The sequence below is a fragment of the Cytophaga hutchinsonii ATCC 33406 genome (genome assembly GCF_000014145.1).
Lineage (GTDB): Bacteria > Bacteroidota > Bacteroidia > Cytophagales > Cytophagaceae > Cytophaga > Cytophaga hutchinsonii.
In genome coordinates, this window is sequence record NC_008255.1 from 677853 (window position 1) to 702194 (window position 24342).

Annotated in this window: 15 protein-coding genes; 8 read left to right on the forward strand and 7 right to left on the reverse strand. The window is 39.0% G+C overall.

Translation table 11 applies throughout. The features are described 5' to 3' along the window. Nucleotides 1-83: 83 nt before the first annotated feature. The gene (locus CHU_RS02885) at nucleotides 84-524 is read left to right on the forward strand and encodes a hypothetical protein (protein ID WP_143143965.1); all 441 of its coding nucleotides are present in this window, start codon (nucleotides 84-86) and stop codon (nucleotides 522-524) included. Nucleotides 525-571: 47 nt separating this feature from the next. Further along, a complete protein-coding gene (locus CHU_RS02890; RefSeq protein WP_011583987.1) occupies nucleotides 572-1006 on the forward strand; it encodes a hypothetical protein in 435 nt (144 codons plus the stop codon). Between the two features lie 60 nt (nucleotides 1007-1066). Here CHU_RS02890 and CHU_RS02895 read toward each other — a convergent pair whose 3' ends face one another. The 3 genes from CHU_RS02895 to CHU_RS02905 all read right to left on the reverse strand — a co-directional run bounded on the left by CHU_RS02895 (nucleotide 1067) and on the right by CHU_RS02905 (nucleotide 5598). Beyond that, on the reverse strand, nucleotides 1067-1483 hold the full coding sequence (locus tag CHU_RS02895) for a DoxX family protein (RefSeq protein ID WP_011583988.1): 417 nt from the start codon (nucleotides 1481-1483) through the stop codon (nucleotides 1067-1069). Nucleotides 1484-1876: 393 nt separating this feature from the next. After that, nucleotides 1877-3256, reverse strand: a complete 1380-nt coding sequence (locus CHU_RS02900; RefSeq protein WP_011583989.1) for a PepSY-associated TM helix domain-containing protein — start codon at nucleotides 3254-3256, stop codon at nucleotides 1877-1879. An 8-nt stretch (nucleotides 3257-3264) separates the two neighbouring features. Next, nucleotides 3265-5598, reverse strand: coding sequence for a TonB-dependent receptor (locus CHU_RS02905; RefSeq protein ID WP_143143966.1), 2334 nt, complete (start codon nucleotides 5596-5598; stop codon nucleotides 3265-3267). A gap of 183 nt (nucleotides 5599-5781) precedes the next feature. Here CHU_RS02905 and CHU_RS02910 point away from each other — a divergent pair, with 183 nt between their 5' ends. Then, nucleotides 5782-6558 carry a DUF4397 domain-containing protein gene (locus CHU_RS02910; protein ID WP_011583991.1) on the forward strand — a complete coding sequence of 259 codons (777 nt, stop codon included), beginning with the start codon at nucleotides 5782-5784 and terminating at the stop codon, nucleotides 6556-6558. Between the two features lie 166 nt (nucleotides 6559-6724). Here CHU_RS02910 and CHU_RS18755 read toward each other — a convergent pair whose 3' ends face one another. Further along, nucleotides 6725-7732: a helix-turn-helix domain-containing protein gene (locus tag CHU_RS18755; RefSeq protein ID WP_011583992.1), complete on the reverse strand. Its 1008-nt coding sequence runs from the start codon at nucleotides 7730-7732 to the stop codon at nucleotides 6725-6727. A 327-nt stretch (nucleotides 7733-8059) separates the two neighbouring features. On the opposite strand from CHU_RS18755, the gene CHU_RS02920 reads away from it, so the two are divergent. The 5 genes from CHU_RS02920 to CHU_RS02940 are packed head-to-tail and all read left to right on the forward strand — an operon-like array spanning nucleotide 8060 to nucleotide 16236. Then, entirely contained in the window at nucleotides 8060-9514 is a 1455-nt protein-coding gene (locus CHU_RS02920) for a pyridoxal phosphate-dependent decarboxylase family protein (RefSeq protein ID WP_011583993.1), read from the forward strand. Next, nucleotides 9492-11924 (forward strand): GNAT family N-acetyltransferase, encoded by a 2433-nt coding sequence (locus CHU_RS02925; RefSeq protein ID WP_011583994.1) that lies wholly within the window; start codon nucleotides 9492-9494, stop codon nucleotides 11922-11924. Before CHU_RS02920 ends, CHU_RS02925 begins: the two co-directional genes overlap by 23 nt. Before the next feature lies 1 nt (nucleotide 11925). Next, nucleotides 11926-13269: a lysine N(6)-hydroxylase/L-ornithine N(5)-oxygenase family protein gene (locus CHU_RS02930; protein ID WP_011583995.1), complete on the forward strand. Its 1344-nt coding sequence runs from the start codon at nucleotides 11926-11928 to the stop codon at nucleotides 13267-13269. Further along, nucleotides 13269-14435 (forward strand): MFS transporter, encoded by a 1167-nt coding sequence (locus CHU_RS02935; protein WP_011583996.1) that lies wholly within the window; start codon nucleotides 13269-13271, stop codon nucleotides 14433-14435. The genes CHU_RS02930 and CHU_RS02935 overlap by 1 nt, the downstream gene beginning before the upstream one ends. Beyond that, nucleotides 14419-16236, forward strand: coding sequence for an IucA/IucC family protein (locus CHU_RS02940; protein WP_049755430.1), 1818 nt, complete (start codon nucleotides 14419-14421; stop codon nucleotides 16234-16236). The genes CHU_RS02935 and CHU_RS02940 overlap by 17 nt, the downstream gene beginning before the upstream one ends. Nucleotides 16237-16369: 133 nt before the next feature. On the opposite strand, the gene CHU_RS02945 is transcribed toward CHU_RS02940, so the two are convergent. The 3 genes from CHU_RS02945 to CHU_RS02955 form a co-directional block, all read right to left on the reverse strand. Continuing rightward, nucleotides 16370-18574 carry an OmpA family protein gene (locus CHU_RS02945; protein WP_011583998.1) on the reverse strand — a complete coding sequence of 735 codons (2205 nt, stop codon included), beginning with the start codon at nucleotides 18572-18574 and terminating at the stop codon, nucleotides 16370-16372. 22 nt (nucleotides 18575-18596) lie between these two features. Then, nucleotides 18597-19565: a PorP/SprF family type IX secretion system membrane protein gene (locus CHU_RS02950; protein WP_011583999.1), complete on the reverse strand. Its 969-nt coding sequence runs from the start codon at nucleotides 19563-19565 to the stop codon at nucleotides 18597-18599. Nucleotides 19566-19691: 126 nt separating this feature from the next. Continuing rightward, on the reverse strand, nucleotides 19692-24335 hold the full coding sequence (locus tag CHU_RS02955) for a gliding motility-associated C-terminal domain-containing protein (protein WP_011584000.1): 4644 nt from the start codon (nucleotides 24333-24335) through the stop codon (nucleotides 19692-19694). Nucleotides 24336-24342 lie beyond the last annotated feature (7 nt).

The following is a 24342-nucleotide window of genomic DNA, read 5'->3' on the forward strand; positions in this document are numbered from 1 at the left end:
CTTAATGAAAACAACGCACTTATTTTCTTGATTATCTGAAAACACTTGGCTTATCCATACTGTTTTTCGGAACTATTGATTTGATGAGCTACTGGAGAGACCCAATAGATAAAAGACCCGTACAGATGTATCTTAAACTGGCAGCAGTTGTTTTTATTTTTTCTATTGTACTGTTTAGTATCATATTCTTTTTTATTCCTGCATACAGAAAAAGATTGATCCGTAAATTGCATGAAAGAATAAGCGGTTCAGCCATTATAGATTCACTGAAATTAAAAATCAACATAAATGACCAGCTTTACGTGATATTTTTTGCAAAACCACACGTTTCTGAATTCAATCAAATAACAGTTGAATCTAGTGGAGATAATATACAGCTTATAAATAAAATTCTTTATAACCGATCAGTAAAGGAATTGATTGAAAAGTGTGAAAAGGAAAAAAGTTCTGTTAAAAAAATATCCCGCACATTAACAAAACTTTCAGCAGAAGCAGCAACGTTGATAAATGATATCAATGCCTAATTATTTAAACGATCAATCGCTAAACGATATAAATTATCACCGAATATATGATTCAAAAAGGACAGTGGACAGGATACTATAGTTTCCTGAATGAAAAGATAAATAAGGCAAGAGGTTTTATACAAACCAACTTTACTATTGAAATACTTTCTGTTAACGGAAATACATTTAAAGGAACTGTGGCCGACGATTTAAGTACAGGCGGTACAGAAGGAATTGGCGAAATTAAAGGGATTTCAAGCGGCAATAAAATTGAATTTGTAAAACAGATGCCTGTTCTGACAGTGTTTGTTGATCGGGCAGGAACAAAAAAAACATACAATAAAAAACACAGGCCAATCTATTATTATGGAGATTTATCAAGCGATGGTAAAACAATAAGCGGACAGTGGAAATTTAAATTGGGATTTATATGGATCGGAATCATTCCTGTACCTATGCATCCTTCAAAAGGAACGTGGATGATGAAGCTTAAAGAATAAAAAAAACATACACATCTCCAGTCAATGTGGCGGTGTGCATGAAACTTTTTTTCGGAGAAATTATTTTTTTAGTAATGCCTTCAATGCGCCTGTACTCCATAACGCCCATAGAATAAGGACCGGCTGGAAAAATAAGCGGGTTAGTCTTTTCTGATCGGTATCTAAACCAAACGCATCATGTGCGCCGGTATATTGTGCAATATTTCCGGGAAAAACCAGTACATAAAAAATGGCCAGTATGATGCCGATGTATACTTTTTGTCTGGTCCAGAATACTAATGCCAAGCCCAGCAGCAGTTCAGGAATACCGGAAAGCAGCACAACGGTATCTTTATCCATCGGCACCCAGTCAGGCACCTGCGCCTGAAAATCCGTGCGGGCAAAGGTGAAATGACCGATAGCAGCGCCAATCATAAAAGTACCGAGAATAATTCTGAAAATAGTTTGGAAGGTGTTTGTGTGTACGTGTGTCTGCATAGCTGGTTTGAAAGAATAAATACTGTTTATATAATATAAAAATATTCCGGAATAAAAGCCAGTAAAAGTTTACCGAGGAATGTACCTTTCGGAAGAGCCAACAAATGGATGTACCTTATAACTGCTATTATTAATTTAATACTGTTTAGTATTTGTATCGGTAATTATAATTTTTAATTGAAGCCGACCCCATCGGGGTCGAATATTTATAGAAAAAATATGCAGCAATCTCATACGCACAATACCGAAGGTGTTTTTCTGATTAACTATTTCTGTATTGTGCGTATTTTCACTTTGACATTGCTATAGATAGTTAAGCATGCGGTGCCATAGTTATTTCGGATGATCTTATCATTTAATTGAATCAGATGCATCATTGTCCAGACGAAATTCTTACCACACATATACCAGCACATACCAAGCCAACGTAGGCGTGAAGAAGTATAGTGAAATACTGCTGTAGCTGGAGATGAATTGTGTTGTTTTTCTTCTTCGGATCAAACGGGTCAAATGATAGAAAAGGAGAAACACAGCGAGCAAAAGCATATTCAATACAAAAGGGAATAATAATAGTACTGTAAGATATACGCCGGATCGGAAAGGCTGACCCATGAACAAGCCTAGCAATGCTCCGATAAAGAAGAAACCTGTAAAAAATACGGACCAGTATGTTACTGTTTGTTTAAAACGCTGGGCTGCTGTAACCGCAACAGCATTGGCTTTCACGGTCTTTTTGTTCCAGCTTATTTTTTTTGTTCGTTTAAAATAAAGTAATCCTCCCGTAACAACAATCAGCGATAGCAAAATGCCGCTCAATGAATACAGGATCTTTATTGTAAGCCCGCCGAAATTTCCATAGTGAAAGGATACACAACTATTTAATGCACGCATCAGCTCAGTTTCAGATTTGCCGGAGCGTTTTACTTTTTCTCCCGTTTTTGTATCCAGCACTACACGGGTAAATTCGCCCAGCGCACCGTTTTTATAAAAAGGATTATTATAATGAAACTGAAGTTTGTCATGCAGAAAAGTAATGTTATTTAATTTTTCTGTGCTGTCTCCCTTGAACGGAATAGATTTAATAATCAGATCGTCCAGGTTACCGCTGATCATTTCTGTTTGTAATACACGTGCTTTAACAGGTCCGCTGAAAGCAGAAGGGAACGTGATGATCAGCGCTGTAGATCCCATTATGGAGCAGAATACGAGCGATATCAATCCAATATTGTTATGCCAGTTTGCAAGCGATTTTAACTGAAGAGGAGTCTTAAACGAAAGGATATTAAAAATCGGTTTGCGGTAGATCCAGAATCCGGTAATGCTCACACATACCAACGCAGCGCTTAAGAGAAAGTTAAAGACCATCCCGGTGTAGCGGGTCATTAATAAATAAACATGCAGCTCTTCTACTACATGCAGCCAGCGGTCGGGCAGCTGTTTCCAGCCGGTTTGGGTATAATAAATATGAATATCGTCTTCTATATTTTTTTTACCAAACATAATCGCCTTGTATGTTTCATCACGCTCTGATGGTGCATAGATGCGTAACATAAAATAGTCCGGATAAGCTTCAGCAGCTTCTTTATAAAGAGCATCATAGGATTTTACCGGCTGCGCGTTTTTAAATGCAACTAATTCAGGATAAACGATTGGTTCCAGATCTGATTTAAAACAAAGCACAGTACCGGTAACAGATAAGATCAATAGACCAATGCCCGCAATAATACCCGCCCAGGAGTGTATCAGATAAACCTGTTTTTTGTGAATCGCCATAAGAATAATTAATAACGGATGGTATAGGTAATCGAAGCAGTACGTCCACGGCCAGCTACATAATACAGGCTGGTTGCTGCAAATTGTGAAATGGCCGGATAATAAAACGTATTCAGTACATTATTGATACCCAGACTTAGATTGCCTTTCCAGATGTTGTAATTTATGATTAAATCAAATAATGCGTAATCCGTTACTGTACCCATACCAAAACTTTGTGTCTGGTTTTCAAATCTTTTTCTTTTTCCGGCATACAAGCCCTGCACCAGTACACGGAATTTTGGTGTAACATCGTACGAAATTCTTCCGGTTAGTTTAGGAGGGGAGATGCGTGTTCCCAAAAGATAATCGGTATAGGCACCGTCATTATTATAATCCACTTTTCCTTCTACATAAGAAGCAGTTGCCTGGAAGATCCATTTTTTCAATGTATATGTCGCCTCTGCTTCTGCACCATACAGGCGTTCCGGTGCACGTTGTACGTCAAACGAAGAGCCGATAAGCGTAACGCCGTATTTCGATGTATTGTAAAAGGCTACTGCCGAAAATATCAGACGTTTTCCAATGCGTGAATCCCAGCCGAATTCAAAATTGTTTACAAGCTGTGCTTTGGGCTGAAGATCGGTAACTTTTGATGCACTGGTCTGTCTCAGTTCGCGGCCTACTTCAGTAGTAGCATATCCTTGTCCGAAAGATACAAAAGGAGAAAACCAGCGAACAATGTTATAGCGTATGCCCGCATTAAATAGCAGTTGATTGTATTGCAGTGAACCTCCTTCAACAAAATGTGCAGGTACAATTGTTGCTAATGTATTGAAGTCAGATACAATCAGATTAACAGTTTCATAGCGCATGCCACCTCTTAAAATAAGCTTGCCCAACGTTTGCTGCATCTGTAGGAATGGTGCAAGATTTAACTGTGTAATAGGCGGTACCCATACCCGGCCATCGGTTAATTGCTGGGTTGTATTATCAGAAATAATGTCTAAACCATATTGAATAGAATTGCCCCGGATGAATGGGGTTTTTGTTTTGAAGTCAATCCTGCTCCCGATTTTTTTTGATTCAATAAATGTCTGTGCAGAGGTATTACCATTGTACGGAGGGAAATAGGCAGATGCCGGATCATACGGAAAGCGTGAATAAGATTGCTGGAAATAAACCAGTACGTTGAGAGCGGTATGTTTTATAAACGCATCGTTGCGGTAACGTAAAGTAGTATTCAAACTTCTTGTTGCCGTGCCAAGTTCATCCGGATATTTCCCCCGGGTATAAGCGGTTGCTTTTTTAACACCATACTCGCCCGAAACAGCCGTATACCCCGGTATCTGTGTACTGCTGTAATAGTTTACAGAACCTTCAATGGATGATACAGAATCAATGTGGTATCCTGATTTTCCCTGAATGTTGTAATTGTTTGTATTCGCCATGCCGCCCTGCCCTAGCGGATCGAGCGGTATCAAATCGCCCTGCGCATCATAATATTTTCCGATGTGTTCAACGGAACCGCCAACGTTAAAAAAAAAGTTTTTCTTCTGACCTGAAATCTGCTGCACGGCGCGGCCACCCATCGGACCGCTTTTCACATACGCATTGTTTGCAAATACAAGCGCTGTATTGCCTGAAACAGAAGTGATGAACTGCAGCGTATCTTTATTATACAAAGGTCTTTTAGTTACCATGTTTACAATACCGCCTGTTGAGCCATAGCCATATAAAGCCGTTGTTCCACGTACAATTTCTATCTGTTCAATGGCAGAAACATCAATGGAACGAAGCTCTCTGGAAGAACTGCGCACGGGAGTTGATTGTGGAATCCCGTCAATTAAAACAAGCATATCACGACCGCGGATACCTTGCCCATAGGTGCTGGCAGATTCCGTGCTTACCGCCATACCCGGAACTGTTTTGCCCAGCATCTCATTTAGATTGGAATTGATCGACGTTTGTTCAACAAGTGTTTTATTGTCTAGCAGCGTCATTGAAATAACTTCTTCTTCGCGTTTTCCAAAACGGTCTGCATAAATAATAATTTCATCTGAATGTGTTTCAATTAAATAAACAGCATAACTATTTCCTGGCAGTACAATCTGTGTATGATGCTGGAAGCCAACAAAATTGATGGTTAAAGTTGTTGCCTCAGTTATGTCTGAAAAGCTGAATGCTCCCGATTCATTTGTTACCGTGTGCTGCATGTGCCCCTGGGCATTTTTTACATATACATGTGCAAATGGAATGGCAAGTGAATCTGTATTTGAGTAAACGTGTCCTGAAATTATATTCTGAGCGGCAAGATATTGGGTTGTGCCTATAAAAAGAAGCAAAAGGAAACTGCTGCGCATAAATAAGGTATTGAAGTAGATAACCGCAAATTTCGGCAAAGTTGCCTGTTTCAGCTAAGCATAAACGGATTTAAAATAGGCGTATTGGTATACAGGTAATCCGTTTTAGTACATTTTTTATACAAAAAGGCACGTCTGAAAATGTAAAACGACTGATAGCTTTGCAGAAAAAAAAATACAACTATGTTTAAAAAGTATATACTTGCGCTTGCGATTGTTTGCGCAGCGTTTGTTTCCTGTAAAGATGATAAGGACGAAGCTCCTGCACCAACTACCCCCGTTGTTGAAAAAAAAACAAGCGTACTTGTAATTAATGCGATCAGCGATAATTCTTCTGCTGTAGCTTTTAAATTGGATGCCGATGCAATTGCTACGGTAGGCGCAGATTCTTATTCTGCTTATGTACCTGTTGCTGAAGGAAGCCGTAAGCTTAAATTTTCTGTAAATGGCTCTGAAAAAGAATTACCCGTTACAATAGAAAAAGATAAGTACTATACGCTTATTGTTTACGGAACGTCGGAAAACCCTGCTGTGACAGTTGTTACAGATAACATTACCACTGCGCCGCCAGCAACTAATTTTTCATACAGATACATCAACGTATTTGATTCAACCGTAACAAAATCTGTTTCGGCACAGGCATTTTATCCAAGCTTCAACAAATGGGCTACGCAGGTAGGTGCACATGAAAATATTGCATTCGGCCAAAGCAGCGCATTTACAAACTACCCTGCAGGTATAGATGCGGAATGGAGAATCATTAAAGCTGGCACAGAAACTACTAAAGGTGAACTTAGCGGAGCATATAATTCAGATCCAAGAGAGGCTGCAAATGGTGTGTATACGCCAACGGATAAAGCAAGAGGTACTGCAGGCCAGCACTTCACGTATGTAATCTTCGGGCACGGTACTACTGGTAGTTACAAACTGATTGTACACGAAAGCCAGGTTATTAAGTAATCCATTTTTTCAATTGTAAATAAAATAAAAGAGCGGCGCTGAATACGTGCCGCTCTTTTCTGTTTAATATAAAGGATATTAATAATTAATTATTTGGAATTTGGAATTTTGAATTTGGAACTTGGAATTTGGAACTTGGAATTTGGAACTTGGAATTTTACTCACCTCATGCTGCTACCACCAGCTTACGGTATTTGCCAGGGGTTACCCCAAACTTCTTGCGGAAAGAGTGAATGTATTTACTTGGGCACTGATAGCCGATTGCATAAGCAATTTCACTGATCGGGCACGTTTTTTCTTTTAGCATCACACACGATGTACACAAACGCTGTTCAACAATGTAATTATGTACCGTTGTATTAAATTGCTCTTTGAATCCCTTTTTCAATTTGAATTCATTTAAGCAAACAATTTTAGAAAGCTCTTTTAAGGTTGTTGGAGTACTTATATTTTTATCAATGTATTCCTTCGCCTGCAGGAGTTTGGGAATATCCTGAGAATTCAGGTAAACCTGTTTGATGGAATGGTCCAGAAGTTCTTCCGTAGAGACCGTAATCTCTTTTACCAGATTTAGTGCCTGTGAGAGCAGCTGCAATTTCTGTGTGATCGGGTGTTCGCCTGTTTTAGCAAGCGTTTCAGTGATCGAATTCAGGATCTGATAAATGTGAACAGGAATCTGACTTTTAAAAATAACATTTTCCGGACTCGCCAAAAACGATCTGATCTTCTCGCGCGTTTCTTCGGACCCCGGCATCGTAGACAATAGTTTTCGGATAACAGGTTTATGGAAACTTATATCGATTGAATAAATCCGACGTTGTTTAGGCAGTATCGTATTGATCGCGCCCTTCTTAAAAAATAATCCTCTGCAGATTCCTTTCTGAATAGATTCCTCTTCATCCGTATAATTGGTACCAACGGTATAATCACCTTCCAGGTAAAAACTCAGTTTGAAATATTCAATATCAATCAGCGATTTGAAGATCAAAGGTTCTTTAATATACAAATCATGAATAGTGAACGTAATGCCTTTATCAATTTCAATTCCTATAATGCTGCCTTCAACCTGAGCATGATTAATTACCACCTTGCTTACTTTATTTTCAAGAGTATATTCCGCCTGGAGGCTTGTACTGACCCTTTTTAGAAAATCATGTATGGTAAGAGTTTTCATTTTGAATTTATTATAGTTAATTATAATTAGTCTAAATTAGTTTTATTATTAAAATAATCAAAATAATAGCCATTAAATTATAATTAGGAATAATGTAATCTTGGAATAGTTAAAATTATAGGATTTATAGTATTTTTAAAATTGTATTATTTTAATAATTCATAATTCGGAATGGAACATATTTGTTCCCGAAATGCACATCGTAGCGCTTATTTTGCGCATACTTTTGTCCCCATACTCACGCTAGGGAAAATTGTTATGTATACAAAAGTAAGAAAGTCGATAGGGAGTCTGTTTGTGCGAAATAAAGGCCATCAGATCCATATAATGAATCACCAGGAGGCAAATATTAACCATTATGCCCGAACATTACAGAAAACAATTGATTTTGTAACGGCACATTTCAGAAATACCACGCAGCCTTTTTCCGGGATCACACCCGCAGATCTGAAACCAGCTGTTCAGTCCATTGATTTTAATACCACCAGTTCAAGTATTGACGATTTACTGCTGGAGGTAAAATCCATTTACAGTCAGCATGCTGTTGCCTTTCATTTGCCAAAATACATTGCACATCTAAATTGCCCGGTTGTAACCCCCTCACTTGCTGCTGAAATTATTATCAGCGCATTGAATTCGTCTATGGATACCTGGGATCAGAGTGCAGGGGGCACGTTGATGGAAATGAAACTGATTGACTGGACCTGTGAACAATTGCACTTGGGTGCTTCTGCAGACGGTGTATTTACAAGCGGCGGCACACAGTCAAATTTAATGGCGCTGCTGATGGCCCGCGATTATTATATTAACCGCACCTTGTTATACAATGTAAAAATGCAGGGCTTGCCGGAAGATGCAAAACGCTTCCGGGTATTCTGTTCGGAAAAAAGTCACTTCAGCATTAAAAAAGCATGCAGCATACTTGGCCTCGGTGAGCATGCAGTAGTATGTGTTCCTGTAGGAAATCGTTTTAAAATGAACACGAAGGAATTAAAGAACCTGATGGAAAAAGAAATTGCTCAGGGAAACATTCCGATTGCAATTGTTGCAACAGCCGGAACTACAGACTTTGGCAGTATTGATCCGTTAATCGAATTAGGGGAGTTGGCGAAAGAATACGGTACCTGGTTTCATGTGGATGCTGCATATGGCTGCGGACTGATGCTGAGCGATAACCACCGGTATAAATTAAGCGGTATTGAATATGCGAATTCTGTAACCGTTGATTATCACAAATCCTTTTTCCAGCCGGTAAGCTCCAGCGCTTTATTGGTAAGCGATAAAGACACGTTAAGACTTATGTGTTACCATGCGGATTACCTCAATCCGGTAGAGCAGGAAAAAGACGGCTATCCAAACCAGGTAAACAAAACCATTCAGACAACCCGCCGGTTTGATGCACTTAAACTTTGGTTCACACTGCGTTTAATGGGTAAAGACGTATTAGGTGAATACATTGACCAGATCATTTACACCGCTAAACAGGCAGCGAATATGATCGATAAAGATCCCGATTTTGAATTGCTGAACCATCCGGAGATCAGCACACTGCTGTTTCGTTATAATCCGTATTCCACCGAAGTTTCAGCACTGAATACCTTAAATCAGTTTATTCGGAAAAAACTGATGGATTCAGGAAAAGCACTGGTTGCAAGTACAAAAGTAAACAACGAAGTATACCTGAAATTTACCCTGCTGAATCCGGCAACAACTGCAAAAGACATTTCAACCATTTTAGAATTAATAAAAAATATCGGCAATGAATACGCAAGGAATAATTAATAAAAAACAGTGGACTGCAAATTATGTTTTCTCCACCATTATAAACTGTTTCTTAAAGGAACATACCTGCTGGCATAAATTCAACCATGTACCACAGCACGATCCGGCGCTGGCGTCATACATGAATGAATCAGCTAATTTTGAGCTGATCAAAATAAAAGATGCATCTTCTGAAAAAGAAATTTATTGCGCGGTGGATTATTTTTCTCCAACCGGCCGGCATGTATTTCGTTTTCCGATCATTTCACGAAATTCAAGAGAAGATGCATTCGGCAATATTTCTCTGGCAGATTTTATTGCGTTTGTTGAACAGATCAATGATGCAGAAAATACTGTATTAGCAGATCGTGTTCAGGATAGTTTAGCTAATACGAATACGTACATAAACTATGCCGAATCAACAGGAAAATTAAAAACCATTAATAAAGCAATTCAGTCGTTTATTGAAGCAGAGCAGTCTTTATTGCTTGGACACCAGATGCACCCGGTTGCAAAGAGCCGCATGGGGTTCAATGAAACAGCACTCATTCAGTATTCCCCGGAATGCAGCGAATCATTTCAATTACATTATTTTTTAGCTGCACCAAATATTGTTAATGAACAGAGCACACTGGAAACGCCTGTTTCCAGTGTATTAAAAGAAACATTATTGAAAGACGCTGCTACTTCGCAGACAATAAAAGATCTGATCAATAATAACAACGATACCATCATTCCATGTCACCCGTGGGAAGCGATGCATCTGATGAATGATGCACAGGTACAGAAATTATTATTAAAAGGCCATCTTAAATATTTAGGCGAAGCGGGTCCGCTGTTTACGCCAACGTCGTCTGTACGTACCGTGTACAGCAAAGATTTTCCATACATGTTTAAGTTTTCATTACACGTTAAGATTACGAACTCCGAACGTGTAAATCTGGAACGTGAGTTATGGAGAGGATACGATATCAGTCGCTTGATGAAAACCGCATGGGGTATAAATCTTGCGGCTGATTATCCTCAACTTGAATTTGTTTCAGACCCGGGTTTCTTTATGATAAAAGGAGAAGACAATGCCTGGATCGAAGGGTTTAATACGGTGGTGCGTATCAATTCTTTTTACAAAGAAGCTGCCAACCGGAATGTATCACTGATTGCCGCTCTTTCACAGGATGGCATTTATAATCAGCCGGCACGTATAAAAAATATTATCTCAACCATTGCAGGCAATACAGATGTAAGTATAGAAGAAGCTGCCAGGAGCTGGATGCGTAAATATGTTCAGGTAAGTGTTATTCCGTTGGTTGGTATTTACAATCAATACGGATTGGCTTGCGAAGCGCATCAGCAGAATGTATTGCTAGAGATGGATGCGATCGGTTACCCGGCTAAACTGTTGTTCCGTGATAATCAGGGATACTTTTTCAGAGATGGAAAGGCTGACGAATTGCTGACACACGTTTCTGATCTGGCCGAACGCAGCATGTCTATTGTACCGGAAGAAATGATTCATCCGAAGTATACATACTACATTTTGTATAACAATATTTTAGGATTGATCAATGCATTTGGTGTAAACAAACTGATTTCTGAATACAGCCTGCTGGATATTGTAGCGGAAGAACTGGAAGCAATCAGGTTTAAAGATTCAACCGGTTTTGTACACTACATGCTGAATGCGCGTGACTGGTATTTAAAATCAAATCTGGTAACAACGATCCGGAACATGGATGAAGCGCGCCAGCCTATTGAAAATCCGGCGGTGTACAGTGACTACCCGAATCCGTTTATGTATCGCTACTGCTGCAATGGCCTGATCAAGCCGAAAACAAAAGATGTCTTGTATGTAAAATATTTTGCTGAGCAGGATATCACTATTACACTTCGTGCCTTTGATATGTCTAAAGACTTAAGCATGCTGCACGGATGGTTTAACATGGAACATACCAAAGCATTCTGGAAAATGGATGGTCCGATCCGTGAACTGGAAGAATTTTACATCATGCTCATGGACTCCGATCACTCACATTCTTTTGTTGGGGAGATCAATGGTGAAGCAACTTTTACCATGGAGCCGTACTGGCCGATGCGCGATAGTGTAGGTAAATATTATGACGCATTACCAACAGATTTCGGTGCACATTTACTTATTGCACCAACAGATAAAAATAAAAAATATACCATGCAGCTTATTCAGGTGGTAATGGAATATATTTTCAATCAACCGGAAGTGGGCAAATGTATTGGCGAAGCAGATGTAAAAGCAAAACCTATGCACATGCTGATTACACGTGTGGGATTCAAATTCCAGAAAGTAATCGAGATGCCGCATAAAACCGCAAACCTTACATTCTGCGAACGTGAATGGTATAAGGAGAAATTTCCAAACGCAAGTATTTTAGAACCTGCATTATCTGACCTGGTATAACATGACGACAGGAATTATTTATGACATTGTTGGTGTAGGCATCGGCCCTTTTAATTTAGGTCTTGCCGCATTAACCAATCCGATCAAAGACCTGAACTGTCTTTTTATAGATCGTAAGACAGCATTTAACTGGCATGCGGGTTTAATGTTTGATGATGCTACGCTGCAAGTGCCGTTCATGGCAGATCTTGTAACGATGGCAGACCCGATCAGTCGCTTCAGTTTTTTAAATTACCTGAAAGAAGTTGACCGCCTGTATAAATTTTACATTCGGGAAGATTTTTTTATTCTGAGAAAAGAATATAATAAATATTGTCAGTGGGTATTAAATCAATTGGATAATTGCCGCTTCTCTCAGGAAGTAGTAACTATCACGTTTGACGAAACAGCAAAACTGTATAACATTCTGGTACGGAATACACATACAGATGAAGCAGATTGGTTTACAGCAAAACATATTGTGTTGGGTGTTGGTAATACACCCAACCTTCCATCGTATGTAAAGCCGGAACATGCGGCATATGTATGCCATGCTTCGGATTATTTACATCGTAAAGATGAATTAACACAACGTGCTTCGGTAACGGTTATTGGCTCCGGGCAAAGTGCTGCAGAAGTATTCAATGATCTGCTGTTGAATCGGAGAGCGGAAGCTGAACTTAACTGGTTCAGCCGTCCCGATCGTTTTTTTCCTATGGAGTATTCAAAACTAACGCTTGAACTTACTTCTCCGGAATATGTAGATCATTATCACTCATTACCTCCGGCAAAACGCGAAGCAATTTTGAAAGGACAGAATTCTCTGTATAAAGGAATTAATTACGATCTGATCAATAGTATTTACGATACGCTGTATCAGCAAAGTGTAGATGCAGAGCAACTTCCTGTTACATTATCACCTTGTTCTGAATTGATCGCCATAGAAGAGACGGTAGACAGCCGGATCCGTCTGCACTTTTATCATACCCAGCAGGAGCGGGGTTTTACAAAAGTAACCGATGCGGTAATTTTGGCAACAGGGTATAGTTACAGCATTCCAAAATGCCTGGAAGGCATACGGCCAATGATACAGGTTACCGAGAACGGAAAATATTTAGCCGCGCGTAATTATTCGATTGATAAAGGTAATACCATCTTCATTCAGAATGGTGAATTGAATACACATGGTTTTGTTACGCCGGATCTGGGTATGGGTGCATACCGCAATGCCAGCATCATCAATACCATTCTGGGTTACGATTATTATAAAGTTGAAAAACGTATAGCCTTCCAGAATTTCACGGCAGCACCATTGGTAAATCAATCCGCCACAATAGAAGCAGAATTATTTGTTACTCCAAACTGATGAACCGTACCATATTATTAATCATCGCGTTTCTCGCAATCTTTGCAGAGTCCTTGTTAGCGCCATACTATCCCATGTATTTTGCGAAGGTATTCGACATACACGATTCAAACACCGTAGGCTGGTATATTGGATCGTGCCGGATCGTATTTATGGCTGCTTATCCCATTTGGGCAGTTATCAGTAAGCGATATTCTCTTGGAAGCATACTTATATGTACACAAGGTATGGCAGGTGTTATATGTATAGCCTGTGCCTATAGCACAAGCTATGCAGTATTTTTCGCGTTATCGTTAGTGATGATTTTTTTTAAAGCAAGTTACCTGCTTATTTATCCGCATCTGATACAGAACAGCAGCTCCAGATACAAAGAGATCGGTGTATTGGGAATTATTTTAAATGCAGGAATGATCTGTTCTACGTTGGCAAGCAGCATCTGGATGGAGCAATTTCAAATACAATACATATTTTTAATAATAGCAGCCTTCGATTTTTTACAAATGATTTTCAGTTATTATTTTTTATCTGCCGATATACGATCTGTTGTTTCGGAAAAAACAGCACATGCAGAACCTGCGGTTCCAGTATTTTCATTGGTACGGATAGGCTTGCTTACATTATTTTTATATCTGCTGTCAACAACCTTACGGCCTTTTTACACAGAATTTATTTTAGGACAAACCAGATATGCACACACTATTTTAGAAGCCGGATGTTTATTCATACTACCGAGTTTATCCGTTATTCTTTTTTATTTTATTTTCCGAAAAGAAAATTTTTCCAGATCAGACATGACGATTCTGGTTGTGGCAGGTTGCTTTGCCCTGAGTGTATATGTGCAGCAATTTGAAACACCGTTTATACTTATCTGCTTCATTCGTATTGTGTATGGATTTTTACTGTTCTATTTATGCGTATATCTGGATCTGTTATTTTTTGAATCTGTAAGCAGTGCACATGTCGCAGTGTGGTACGCATTCATTCATGTCATTCAGAATATTGCTTACCTGACAGCACCTTTGTATGTGGGGTATAAAATAGGCGTGAATGGCTTGGATGCACAATTTGATATTGCTTTCGTATGCGCTTTATTATTTCTTTCAATTCTTACAGTTACAAGTATTTCATTTAAACGTAAAACACATAGATATGAATCATTCCGATAATTTGATAAGCCAGGATTTTCAGACGGGAATCAGGCATCTGAAAAAAGATGTCTGGAACCTGGCAAACCGTAAACATATAACAAAAGTATTTGCAGAGTTTTTACATGAATGCCTGATTGATCCGGTTCAGACAAAAACAGAAACAGCTCTTGTTCATTTCCGTTTAGCTACAGACAGCCCTGCTGTTTATTATACCTTTTCAGGCGAATACCGTGCAATGGACTACTGGCACCTGGATCCGAATTCAGTTGTTAAGCATGTCGATGGTAAAACTCAGCCTGCGCTGGATGTTATTCAGTTTTTTTTAGATATAAAAGAAACGCTTGGTGTTAAGCCACTAACGCTTTCAAAATTCATTGAAGAAACATACAATACCTTATATGCGGATGCCTATATTTTAGCACAAGGGAGAATCGGTGCGCATTTATTGGTCGATGCACCATATACAATTATTGAGCATCAAATGGATGGGCATCCTTGGGCCACGGTAAATAAAGGGAGGATTGGTTTCAGCTACGAAGATTATTTAGACTTTGTACCTGAAGCAAACAAGATGACAACCTTATTCTGGCTGGGCGTTCATAAAAGCAAAGCTTCGTACGCACATACAAAAGAATATAACTATGAACGTCTTGTGCAGGAAGAGTTAGGTATTGATCTGCAGGAAGAATTTAATGCAGTTCTTTTTTCGCATGACGTTAATCCGGAGGAATATTTATTTTTACCCGTACACGAGTGGCAATGGAAACACAAACTGACGTTTTTATTTGCAGGGGATATTGCCAATCAATACATTATTCCGCTAGGCAAAGGTAATGACAGCTATACGCCGCAGCAGTCTATTCGTACATTTTTCAATACAGATAAACCGGAGAAGCTTTATGTCAAGACAGCAATTTCTATATTAAATACTTCTGTATACCGGGGACTTTCACCGGCAAAACTTTCTGTTGCACCTTTTGTAACTACCTGGGTGAAAAATAAACTGGATACTGATCCGGTTTTAAAGCGTCTTGGATTTACCTTGCTTGGAGAAGTTGCAACCATTGGTTACAAGCACAATCACTATGAGCAGGTTGAAAACGGTCCGTATCATTATAAGGAATTACTTGGTGCCATTTGGAGAGAAAGCGCCACAAACTATCTGAACGAAGGTGAACGGATCATGACCATGGCTTCGTTATTATATGTGGATGAAAACGGAAAATCATTTACCGCGGAACTTATCCGTAAGTCGGGCTTAACACCGGAAGCATGGTTAAAAGTATATTTGAAATCATACCTTACACCTATATTACATATTTTCTATCAGCATAAGTTTTTCTTTAGCCCGCATGGTGAAAATACTATTTTGGTAATACAGGATTATGTGCCGGTACGCATTATCATAAAAGATTTTGTTGAAGAGATTGTGTTGACACAGGACGGCAGAAATGAAGCACCTGAAGAAGCAAAAAATATCTTGAGAGATATTGATGATGAATATGCTACATTGTTTATTTTATCCGGCGTGTTTGATGGCGTGTTTCGTTATTTATCCAATGTATTCCAAAGTTATGTTGGTCTGGATGAAAAAATATTCTGGCAGCATGTAGCGCAAGTAATTGATGGGTATCAGAAAGATCATCCGGAATTTAAAGAACGGTATGAAAAGTTTGATCTGTTTATTCCGGAATTTATTCGTGTATGTATCAATCGGGTGCGTTTGTTAACATACGGCTACTCTGAAGAAGCTTCGATTCCTATGCCGGAGATCTGCGGAACACTCATTAATCCTGCTGCTATAAATAGAAAAAAATAATTTTGATGATACTAATTTCTATCAAAGAAAGAATAATTAAGTACTGCCCATATTATTTTTAGAAATTAAGCGAAGAAAAAAGAAAAGGCATCCGGATCCGGATGCCTTTAAACAGCTAGTTGAAATAAAAAATTTATAATTCTATAATCTGAAATTCAGTACGCCTGTTATCCTGGTATTGCTGCTCCGTACATTCTGTACATGCACAATTAGTAACAGGTAATGTTTCTCCATACCCTTTAAATTTCAACCGGTCAGCAGAGATACCTCTTTCAACTAAATAGGTCACTACAGCACGCGCGCGGTTTTGAGAAAGTTTCATGTTGTATACATCCGAACCTCTGCAATCTGTGTGTGAATTCAACTGAATTTTCATGGTTGGATTTTCAGTCAGTAAATTCATCAGTTGATCCAGCGCTGGTTTTGCATCCTGGCGGATAGTAGCTTTATTATAATCATAATAGATATCGTCAATTTTATAGATTTCACCTACTTCCAGTTTTTTCATGTATAAGGTGTCAACGATACGTGTGGTGCCAGAACCGCTTTCAATGCCTTTTGTTGAAACAAAGCGTTGTTTACTGTAATAATTTGTTTTTAATCCATACATGTAATACATGCTGTTAGGTTTTAATTCAACGTTTAATTGTTCACCGGTAGCAAGTCTTATTGTATCTTTCTTTTTTCCTTCTTTTTCAATCCACACAATGGAAGGGTCTGTTATAGGAAATTTTGTTTTTTCATCCAGAATAATTGTTGTATAGCTGATCTGAAAATCAGATTGCATGTTTATTATTTTCTTAATCGTATCGTTTCCGATAACATCTAAGGTAGAAAAAGGAATTTCCACAGGCCTGTATCCGGCTTTATTTATACGGGCATTGTAGTCTGTTTGCAGATACAGCGGTGTAACAGTATTTCCGTTTTTATCACTGGAAAGCGTTCGCGCATCCGGCTTGCTGATTAATTCTATATAACAGTTTTCCAATGGTTTTTTTGTAGCGCCGTCTATAATAATCAACTTAAGAAATATACTCTGTGCAACATACGAGTAGATGTTGTCATTGTCTTTTGGAGCAGGCCTGTTGGAAGCAAAGTGTGCTATAGATCCATTTCTGGATTCTACAAACGACATGTCATCATAGGATGAATTTACCGGGATGCCCATATTATTGAGTACCACAAATACGCCTTTTTGTTTATCCCATTTTGATTTATATATATCCAATCCTCCCAGTCCAACCCAGCCATTCGATGAGAAATATAAAATACTGTCTCCATCAAAGGAAGGGAATACTTCATCACCTTCAGTATTAATACCCTTGCCTAAATTTACCGGCTTTGTCCATTTGCCGCGTGCATCCAAAGTAGTCATATACAAATCAATTCCACCCTCGCCGCCAGGCATGTCGGAAGCAAATACCAGCATTTGTCCGCCATAACTGAGCGTTGGGTGGATTGTCGAATATGTACTTTTGTTATGTACAAATGGTTTTATTTTTTTGTACTCTTTCGTATCCGGATCCTGTTTACTCGCAACCATAATCTGTAAATGAACAAGTTTATTCGGATCTGATTTCGGCCCGTTGTTAATCATGCTTATACCCATGTTGGTACGTGTAAAAAACATGGTATCACCATCGTGACAAAACGTGCACGGTCCATCGTGGTATTTACTGTTTACTTTTGTACCTAAGTTCTTAACAGCTTCACTTGCTCTTCCTTCTGCATTTAACTCCGTATAACGGATCTGATAAAAGGAATGTCCTGTCCATTTATCTTTTTTTGAACTTTCTGTGCTGTATACAGAATCTGTTGTAAATACTAAATCATTTTTTCGTAATGCCGGCCCAAACTCAAAACCATCTGTATTAAAGGATTCAAAGTAAATGGCTCCGGTTGGAGGAAGCTTTAATAATGAATCGGCATAATCACAGCTTCTGATTTCATTTGTAATACTTCTGTTTGCCGGATTATTATTCTGATACGTTATCAAAAGCTGCTTCGCTTCTTCGTATCTGCCTAAGGTCATTAATGTTTCTGCATAATGCGGGTAAGCAGCGTTAGGAAAAGAATTGCTTTTTATTGCAATAGAATAGCAGGCAACAGCTTTTTCAAATTCGTCAATCATACGATAGCAGTCAGCAAGTTTAACCATGATGGCAGCATCATTGTTATGCTCTACTACTTTTTCATAATGATCAATAGCTGTAGCGAATGCTAAATGGGTATACATATAATCTGCAATCATCAGATCTTTGTCTCTTTTTGATTGTGCATATGTTTCGGTATTCAAACTAAAATACAAAGCGATCAGAATAAATATATGGACTCTCATATAATAAAATGGTTAAAAGTTCTTAGAATAATTTTATGAATCGAGGGTTCATATATTTGTTTTTGTCTTTGATGAAATCAAAACCTACAGTAAATTCATGTGTGCCATTATTGTATGTTCTTAATTCAGATAATGCATAATCGTAAGCATAGCCGATACAGATATTATTTGTGATCTGCATGAATAAAACACCTTCAATAGATTTATCTGTTCTATAGGTGGCACCAATCATAAACCGGTCATAGAAAAAACAGGAGAGGTTTAAATCTGCGTTAAAAGGAAGTCTATACATATCATTGACCGCATAACGCATCAATACCTGCGGTTCTAATTTTACAACGGGGCTGATCGTAAAAATATACCCCCCGCTTAAGAAATATGTCCGTACTTGCTTCCCATAAATATCACCGCCCGGGTTATAGCTGTTTTTATCATATCTGTTTTGTGCCAGAAACGGAACGGCAAAACCCGCATAATAATTTTTACCGGTGTAGTATACACCTGCTCCAAAATTTGGCATCGGTACATTCGAAACATCTTTTGAGTAATTAATATTGGGATCATTCTGGTCGGATGGATTCAGTTTGCTATAGTCAGCACTGTAAAGCGTTGTTCCAACCTGCAACCCGAATGATAACATGGATTCATTCGAAAGTTTTATTCTATAGGCACCATAAGCCATTAAGTTCGTGTTTGTAACGATACCTGCTTTTTCAGAATTGAGGGAAAAACCGGCAGCTATAGATCTGAACGGTTTCATGTAGCTGCCTATCGGACCGTCAATTGTAATGGTTCCGCCTGTAGGGGCACCTGCAATGCCTGTCCATTGTTTTCTTCCATATACGTTTACTGTTGTTAAGTCCTTATTTCCTGCATAAGCAGGATTATACAAGAGTTTGTTAAACATAAACATGGTATAGTGAGGATAATTTTGTCCTTTACTAATGAATACAATAGCAGAGGTACATAGCATTAGTAGTAATTTTTTCATAAAATCGCTGGTAAAAATTGTACTGGTAAAATAGCTGTGTTGTTTTAATTTTAAGAATGTGAAGTCATTGTTAAAAAATGAACTTCACATTCTTATGTATTTGCTTGAAAAGTATTTTGAAAAGTTTTATTGAATCATTACAAATCCTGTGTATTCAGATTTTCCATCCGGAACTTCAGGTGTACTTAATTTTAACAAGTAGTAGTATGTACCTGCAGGAAGCGGACCTGAATCATTTTTGTTTCTGCCTGTCCAGTTGTTTTCATAATCATCATTTTTAAAAACAACATCCCCCCATTTGTCAAATATCTGAAGGGAAGTATTCGGGAAGTTTTCTATACCATCAACAACTAATACATCATTTAAGCCATCGTTGTTAGGTGTTACTACATTGTGAATGTTAAGAGCAATATCACAATCGGCTTTGAGAACAATGAAGCTTTCAGAAACAGCACACATATTTTTATCAAAGATTGTTACAATGTGCGTATCTGCTGGAAATCCATATAGCTGTGTATTTGATGGGTCTAAAACCATTGAACGGTTCAGATAGCTGTAAGGAGCAATACCACCTGAAATATTTAATTTTATCTGACCATCATTATCAGCACAGGTTGAATTTACTGTAGTGCCGTTTAATGAAAGAACTGCAGGTTCGTTTATTTCAAATTCAAGATGAATGCCGCAAGTATTTGCATTGTCAGTAATATCTATTTTATATGTTCCTGCACCAAGCTGCGTAATTTTATCTGTTGTAGCTCCGTTGTCCCATACATACTGATATGAGGCAGAAGCAGATGTTGGTGTAATTGAAATCATACCATTTGCATTGCCATTACACGTAATATCTGTAGCAACTGAAGTCACATCCGGAATCAATTTTATTGTCACAGGAATGATTGCAGAAGTGTTGCTGCATCCATTTACTGCAGTAGCAGTAACTGAATAGTCGCCGGCTGCATTTGCGGTGATTGAATTTCCTGTTTCTCCAGTACTCCATACCAGATCTGAACCGGCGCTTGCAGTAGCAGTTATCATTACAGTACTATTAGAGCAGATGTCTGTTGCGCCGGATGCTGCTATTGAAACAGTTGGTGCCGGTTTCGATGAAACAAGTACAGATTGAGGAAGTGAGATACATAAGTTCCCGTCTGTAGCCGTTACAGTATATGTACCGGCAGTGCTTACGGTAATGTTATTGGTTGTAGCGCCATTGTCCCAAACTACCGTTGCACCTGCAGATACAATGCTTATTAATTCTACGTCACCGTTTTCACAGAATTCAGCTGTGGTGCCATTTGAAATAGACAGTGTAGGTAATGCAAATTCAGCTACAACTATTGATTCAGGAACAGACGTACATAAGTTTGCGCCCGTAGCTGTTACGGTATATGTTCCTGCTGTATTTACGGTTATGTCATTTGTTGAAGCACCATTACTCCAAAGTACAGATGCTCCTGCTGAAGGAAGGCTGCTTAAAACTACATCCTGACCGGTACAGAAACCAGTTGTTCCGCTTGTTATAAGAGTAAGTGTCGGAACAGGAAGCGCTGTTACAGTAACAGACTGTGGAAGCGAAGCACATAAATTTATATCCGTTGCTGTTGCAGTATACGTACCGGCTGTATTTACAGTGATGTCAGTTGTTGTCTCACCATTGTTCCAAACGACTGTTGCACCAGCTGAAACAACGCTGCTTAATAGTATTTGCTTATCTGCACAGAAACTTGCCGTGCTGCCATTTGTAATAGATAAGGTAGGTAGTGTATATTCAGAAACAATAATTTGTTTAGGAAGCGAAATGCATAAGTTTGCATCCGTTGCTGTTACCGTATACGTACCTGCAGTATTTACAGTAATATCATTGGTTGTGGAACCGTTGCTCCATAATACTGTTGCCCCAGCAGAAGGAATACTGCTTAATACCACATTTTTGCCTGTACAGAAACCAGTTGTTTCGCTGGTTGTAAGAGTAAGTGTCGGAACAGGAAGAGATAATACAGTAACAGATAAAGGAAGTGACGCACATAAGTTGGCATTTGTAGCTGTCACGGTATAGGTGCCTGCAGTATTTACAGTAATATCATTTGTTGTAGCGCCGTTGTTCCAACGTACAGTAGCACCCGCAGAAGGCACACTGCTTAATAGAATATCCTTGTCAGCGCAGAAGCTTGCTGTCGTTCCGTTGGTTAAAGATAAAGTAGGTACAGCAAGCTCTGTTACTACAACAGACTTAGGAAGCGAAGCACATAAGTTTGCATCTGTAGCTGTCACGGTATAGGTGCCTGCAGTATTTACAGTAATATCATTTGTTGTAGCACCATTGTTCCAGAGCACTGTTGCGCCTGGAGAAGGCAGACTGCTTAATACTACATCTTTGCCTGCGCAGAAGCTTGCTGTAAGCCCGGTTGTAAGATCAAGTATAGGTAAGTCAAGAGAAGAAACAGTAACAGACAAAGGAAGTGACGCACATAAGTTGACATCCGTAGCTGTTACCGTATACGTACCTGCAGTGTTTACTGTAATATCATTTGTTGTAGCGCCTGTATTCCAAAGCACCGTTGCACCTACTGATGGTACGCTGCTTAATAAAACGTCTTTACCCGCACAAAAAACAGCGGTAGTACCGTTGCTAACAGATAATGTAGGTAAGGGAAGAGCTGTTACGGTAATAGATTTTGGAAGGGAAGCACATAAATTAGCATCTGTTGCTGTTACCGTATATGTTCCGGCAGCATTTACAGTAATATCAGTTGTAGTAGCGCCAGTGTTCCAGGCAACAGTTGCACCGGCAGATGGCACACTGCTCAATACAAGATCTTTACCTGTACAGAAACTGGCTGTTGTACCGTTTGTTATATTAAGTGTAGGTAACGGCAGAGCTGTTACGGTAACAGTTTTTGGAAGGGAAACACATAAATTAGCGTCTGTTGCTGTTACGGTATATGTTCCGGCTACGTTAACCGTAATATTATTTGTAGTAGCACCATTGTTCCAGGCAACAGTTGCACCGGCAGAAGGCACACTGCTTAATACAACATCTTTACCGGTACAGAAGCTTGCTGTTGATCCGGTTGTAAGGGTAAGAGTAGGCAAGGTAAGCAATGACACGGTAACTGTTTGTGGAAGTGAAGCACATAGGTTTGCATCGGTTGCTGTAGCTGTGTAAACGCCGGGTAAACTTACTGTAATGCTGTTGTTGGTAACACCATTGCTCCACTGTACCGTTGAACCTGCAGAAGGTACGCTGGTTAAGGTTACATCTTTGCCTGTACAGATGCCGGCAATTGGTCCGTTGGTAATAGATAATGTAGGCAATGCAAGCTGGGAAACTACTACTTGCTGTGCTACAGAAGAACATCCGTTTGCGCCTTTTGCCGTCACGGTATAGTTACCGGCTGTATTTACAGTAATATTGTTTGTTGTAGCACCATTGCTCCAGAGAACGCTTGCACCTGCAGAAGGGGTGCTGCTTAATACTACATTTTTACCTGCACAAAAATTTGCTGTAATGCCGTTGGTAATATTTATTGTAGGAATAGGTAATGCCGTAACCGTTATAGTAGAAGATGTACTCATACAGCCGGAAGCATCTTTGGCCGTATAAGAATATGTACCGGCCGTAGAAACTGTTATCGGGCTGCCTGTTGCTCCGTTGCTCCAGATAATATTAGTTAAGCCAGGAGCATTTGCTGTCAGAGAGATGCTGCTGCCTGCACAAAAAGAATTTGTTGCAGAAGTTATACTTACAGGTGCAGGTAATAATTTAAAGTGCATGGCATTAAACACATTTAAAGAAGCCAGTAAATTAAGACCGCCAAAGGTTAATTTTAAATGACTGATATCATAAGAGCCGGCAGGAGTTATAAAACCTAAATAATATTTGTCTGTTGTTCCATCTATAAGTCTTAAATCAGCCAATGCGAAACTCGGACTTGTCGCAACCTTTACACCTGCCGTACTATACGCTTCCAGGATTAAAGATTTTAAAAGGCTTAGTGAAAGAATCGCTCCGGATTGGTTAATGGTTACACCAACATATTCTCCCGCATTTCCTTTAGTAGAAAATGACAGGTCTAATATCGGATTGCTTAATATAGGAGCATTCATTGTGGCAAAATCTGTTGTGCTTGCGCTGATCGCATTGCCGCTGTTTGTTACATATGGTCCTAACGGGCCTGAATTTGAAAAACTAATGATACCATCTGCATACACAGGCGGACAAGGTGTTTGAAGTTTTGCATTGTATATTCTAAACTCTTTGAAGGTATTTACATTCAATAAATTTGATAGCTCAAGTGTAACTTTTTTGATCTTATAATTCGCTGTAGCATCGGTCATGTATCTGATGGTGTATATATTTGAGCCGCTAAGCGATAAATTAAGCCCTAATACACTTGTGCCTGAACCTGTAGCAACCAATGCATTACTTTCATCATATACTTTTATAGTCACATTATTTAACAGAGAAGTTGATAGAGAGAGAAGGTTTAATAATAGTCCGGATTCCTGAACATCAAAGGAAATAATATCACCGGCATGGCCACTCGTTGGGAAAGAGACCGTAATGCTTGATGTCGATAAAATATTTACGGATGCATCAATGTATGCGTAGTTGGAGGGGTTGCCATCAACTAATACATTTGCCTGAACAAAGTCAGAACTGCTGGCAACAACGGCATCGGCTTCTATAATGAGCTGTGCGTTACAATGGAGGTTTAATACAGTCAACGCCGTTGACCATATTAAAAAAGTGTATAAATTTTTCATAGCTGCT

Excerpts from the sequence above, each read along its gene's own strand:
- CHU_RS02885 (WP_143143965.1), top strand. The coding sequence starts at position 84 with ATGAGCTACTGGAGAGACCCAATAGATAAAAGACCCGTACAGATGTAT.
- CHU_RS02890 (WP_011583987.1), top strand. The coding sequence starts at position 572 with ATGATTCAAAAAGGACAGTGGACAGGATACTATAGTTTCCTGAATGAA.
- CHU_RS02895 (WP_011583988.1), bottom strand. The coding sequence starts at position 1,483 with ATGCAGACACACGTACACACAAACACCTTCCAAACTATTTTCAGAATT.
- CHU_RS02900 (WP_011583989.1), bottom strand. The coding sequence starts at position 3,256 with ATGGCGATTCACAAAAAACAGGTTTATCTGATACACTCCTGGGCGGGT.
- CHU_RS02905 (WP_143143966.1), bottom strand. The coding sequence starts at position 5,598 with ATGCGCAGCAGTTTCCTTTTGCTTCTTTTTATAGGCACAACCCAATAT.
- CHU_RS02910 (WP_011583991.1), top strand. The coding sequence starts at position 5,782 with ATGTTTAAAAAGTATATACTTGCGCTTGCGATTGTTTGCGCAGCGTTT.
- CHU_RS18755 (WP_011583992.1), bottom strand. The coding sequence starts at position 7,732 with ATGAAAACTCTTACCATACATGATTTTCTAAAAAGGGTCAGTACAAGC.
- CHU_RS02920 (WP_011583993.1), top strand. The coding sequence starts at position 8,060 with ATGAATCACCAGGAGGCAAATATTAACCATTATGCCCGAACATTACAG.
- CHU_RS02925 (WP_011583994.1), top strand. The coding sequence starts at position 9,492 with ATGAATACGCAAGGAATAATTAATAAAAAACAGTGGACTGCAAATTAT.
- CHU_RS02930 (WP_011583995.1), top strand. The coding sequence starts at position 11,926 with ATGACGACAGGAATTATTTATGACATTGTTGGTGTAGGCATCGGCCCT.
- CHU_RS02935 (WP_011583996.1), top strand. The coding sequence starts at position 13,269 with ATGAACCGTACCATATTATTAATCATCGCGTTTCTCGCAATCTTTGCA.
- CHU_RS02940 (WP_049755430.1), top strand. The coding sequence starts at position 14,419 with ATGAATCATTCCGATAATTTGATAAGCCAGGATTTTCAGACGGGAATC.
- CHU_RS02945 (WP_011583998.1), bottom strand. The coding sequence starts at position 18,574 with ATGAGAGTCCATATATTTATTCTGATCGCTTTGTATTTTAGTTTGAAT.
- CHU_RS02950 (WP_011583999.1), bottom strand. The coding sequence starts at position 19,565 with ATGAAAAAATTACTACTAATGCTATGTACCTCTGCTATTGTATTCATT.
- CHU_RS02955 (WP_011584000.1), bottom strand. The coding sequence starts at position 24,335 with ATGAAAAATTTATACACTTTTTTAATATGGTCAACGGCGTTGACTGTA.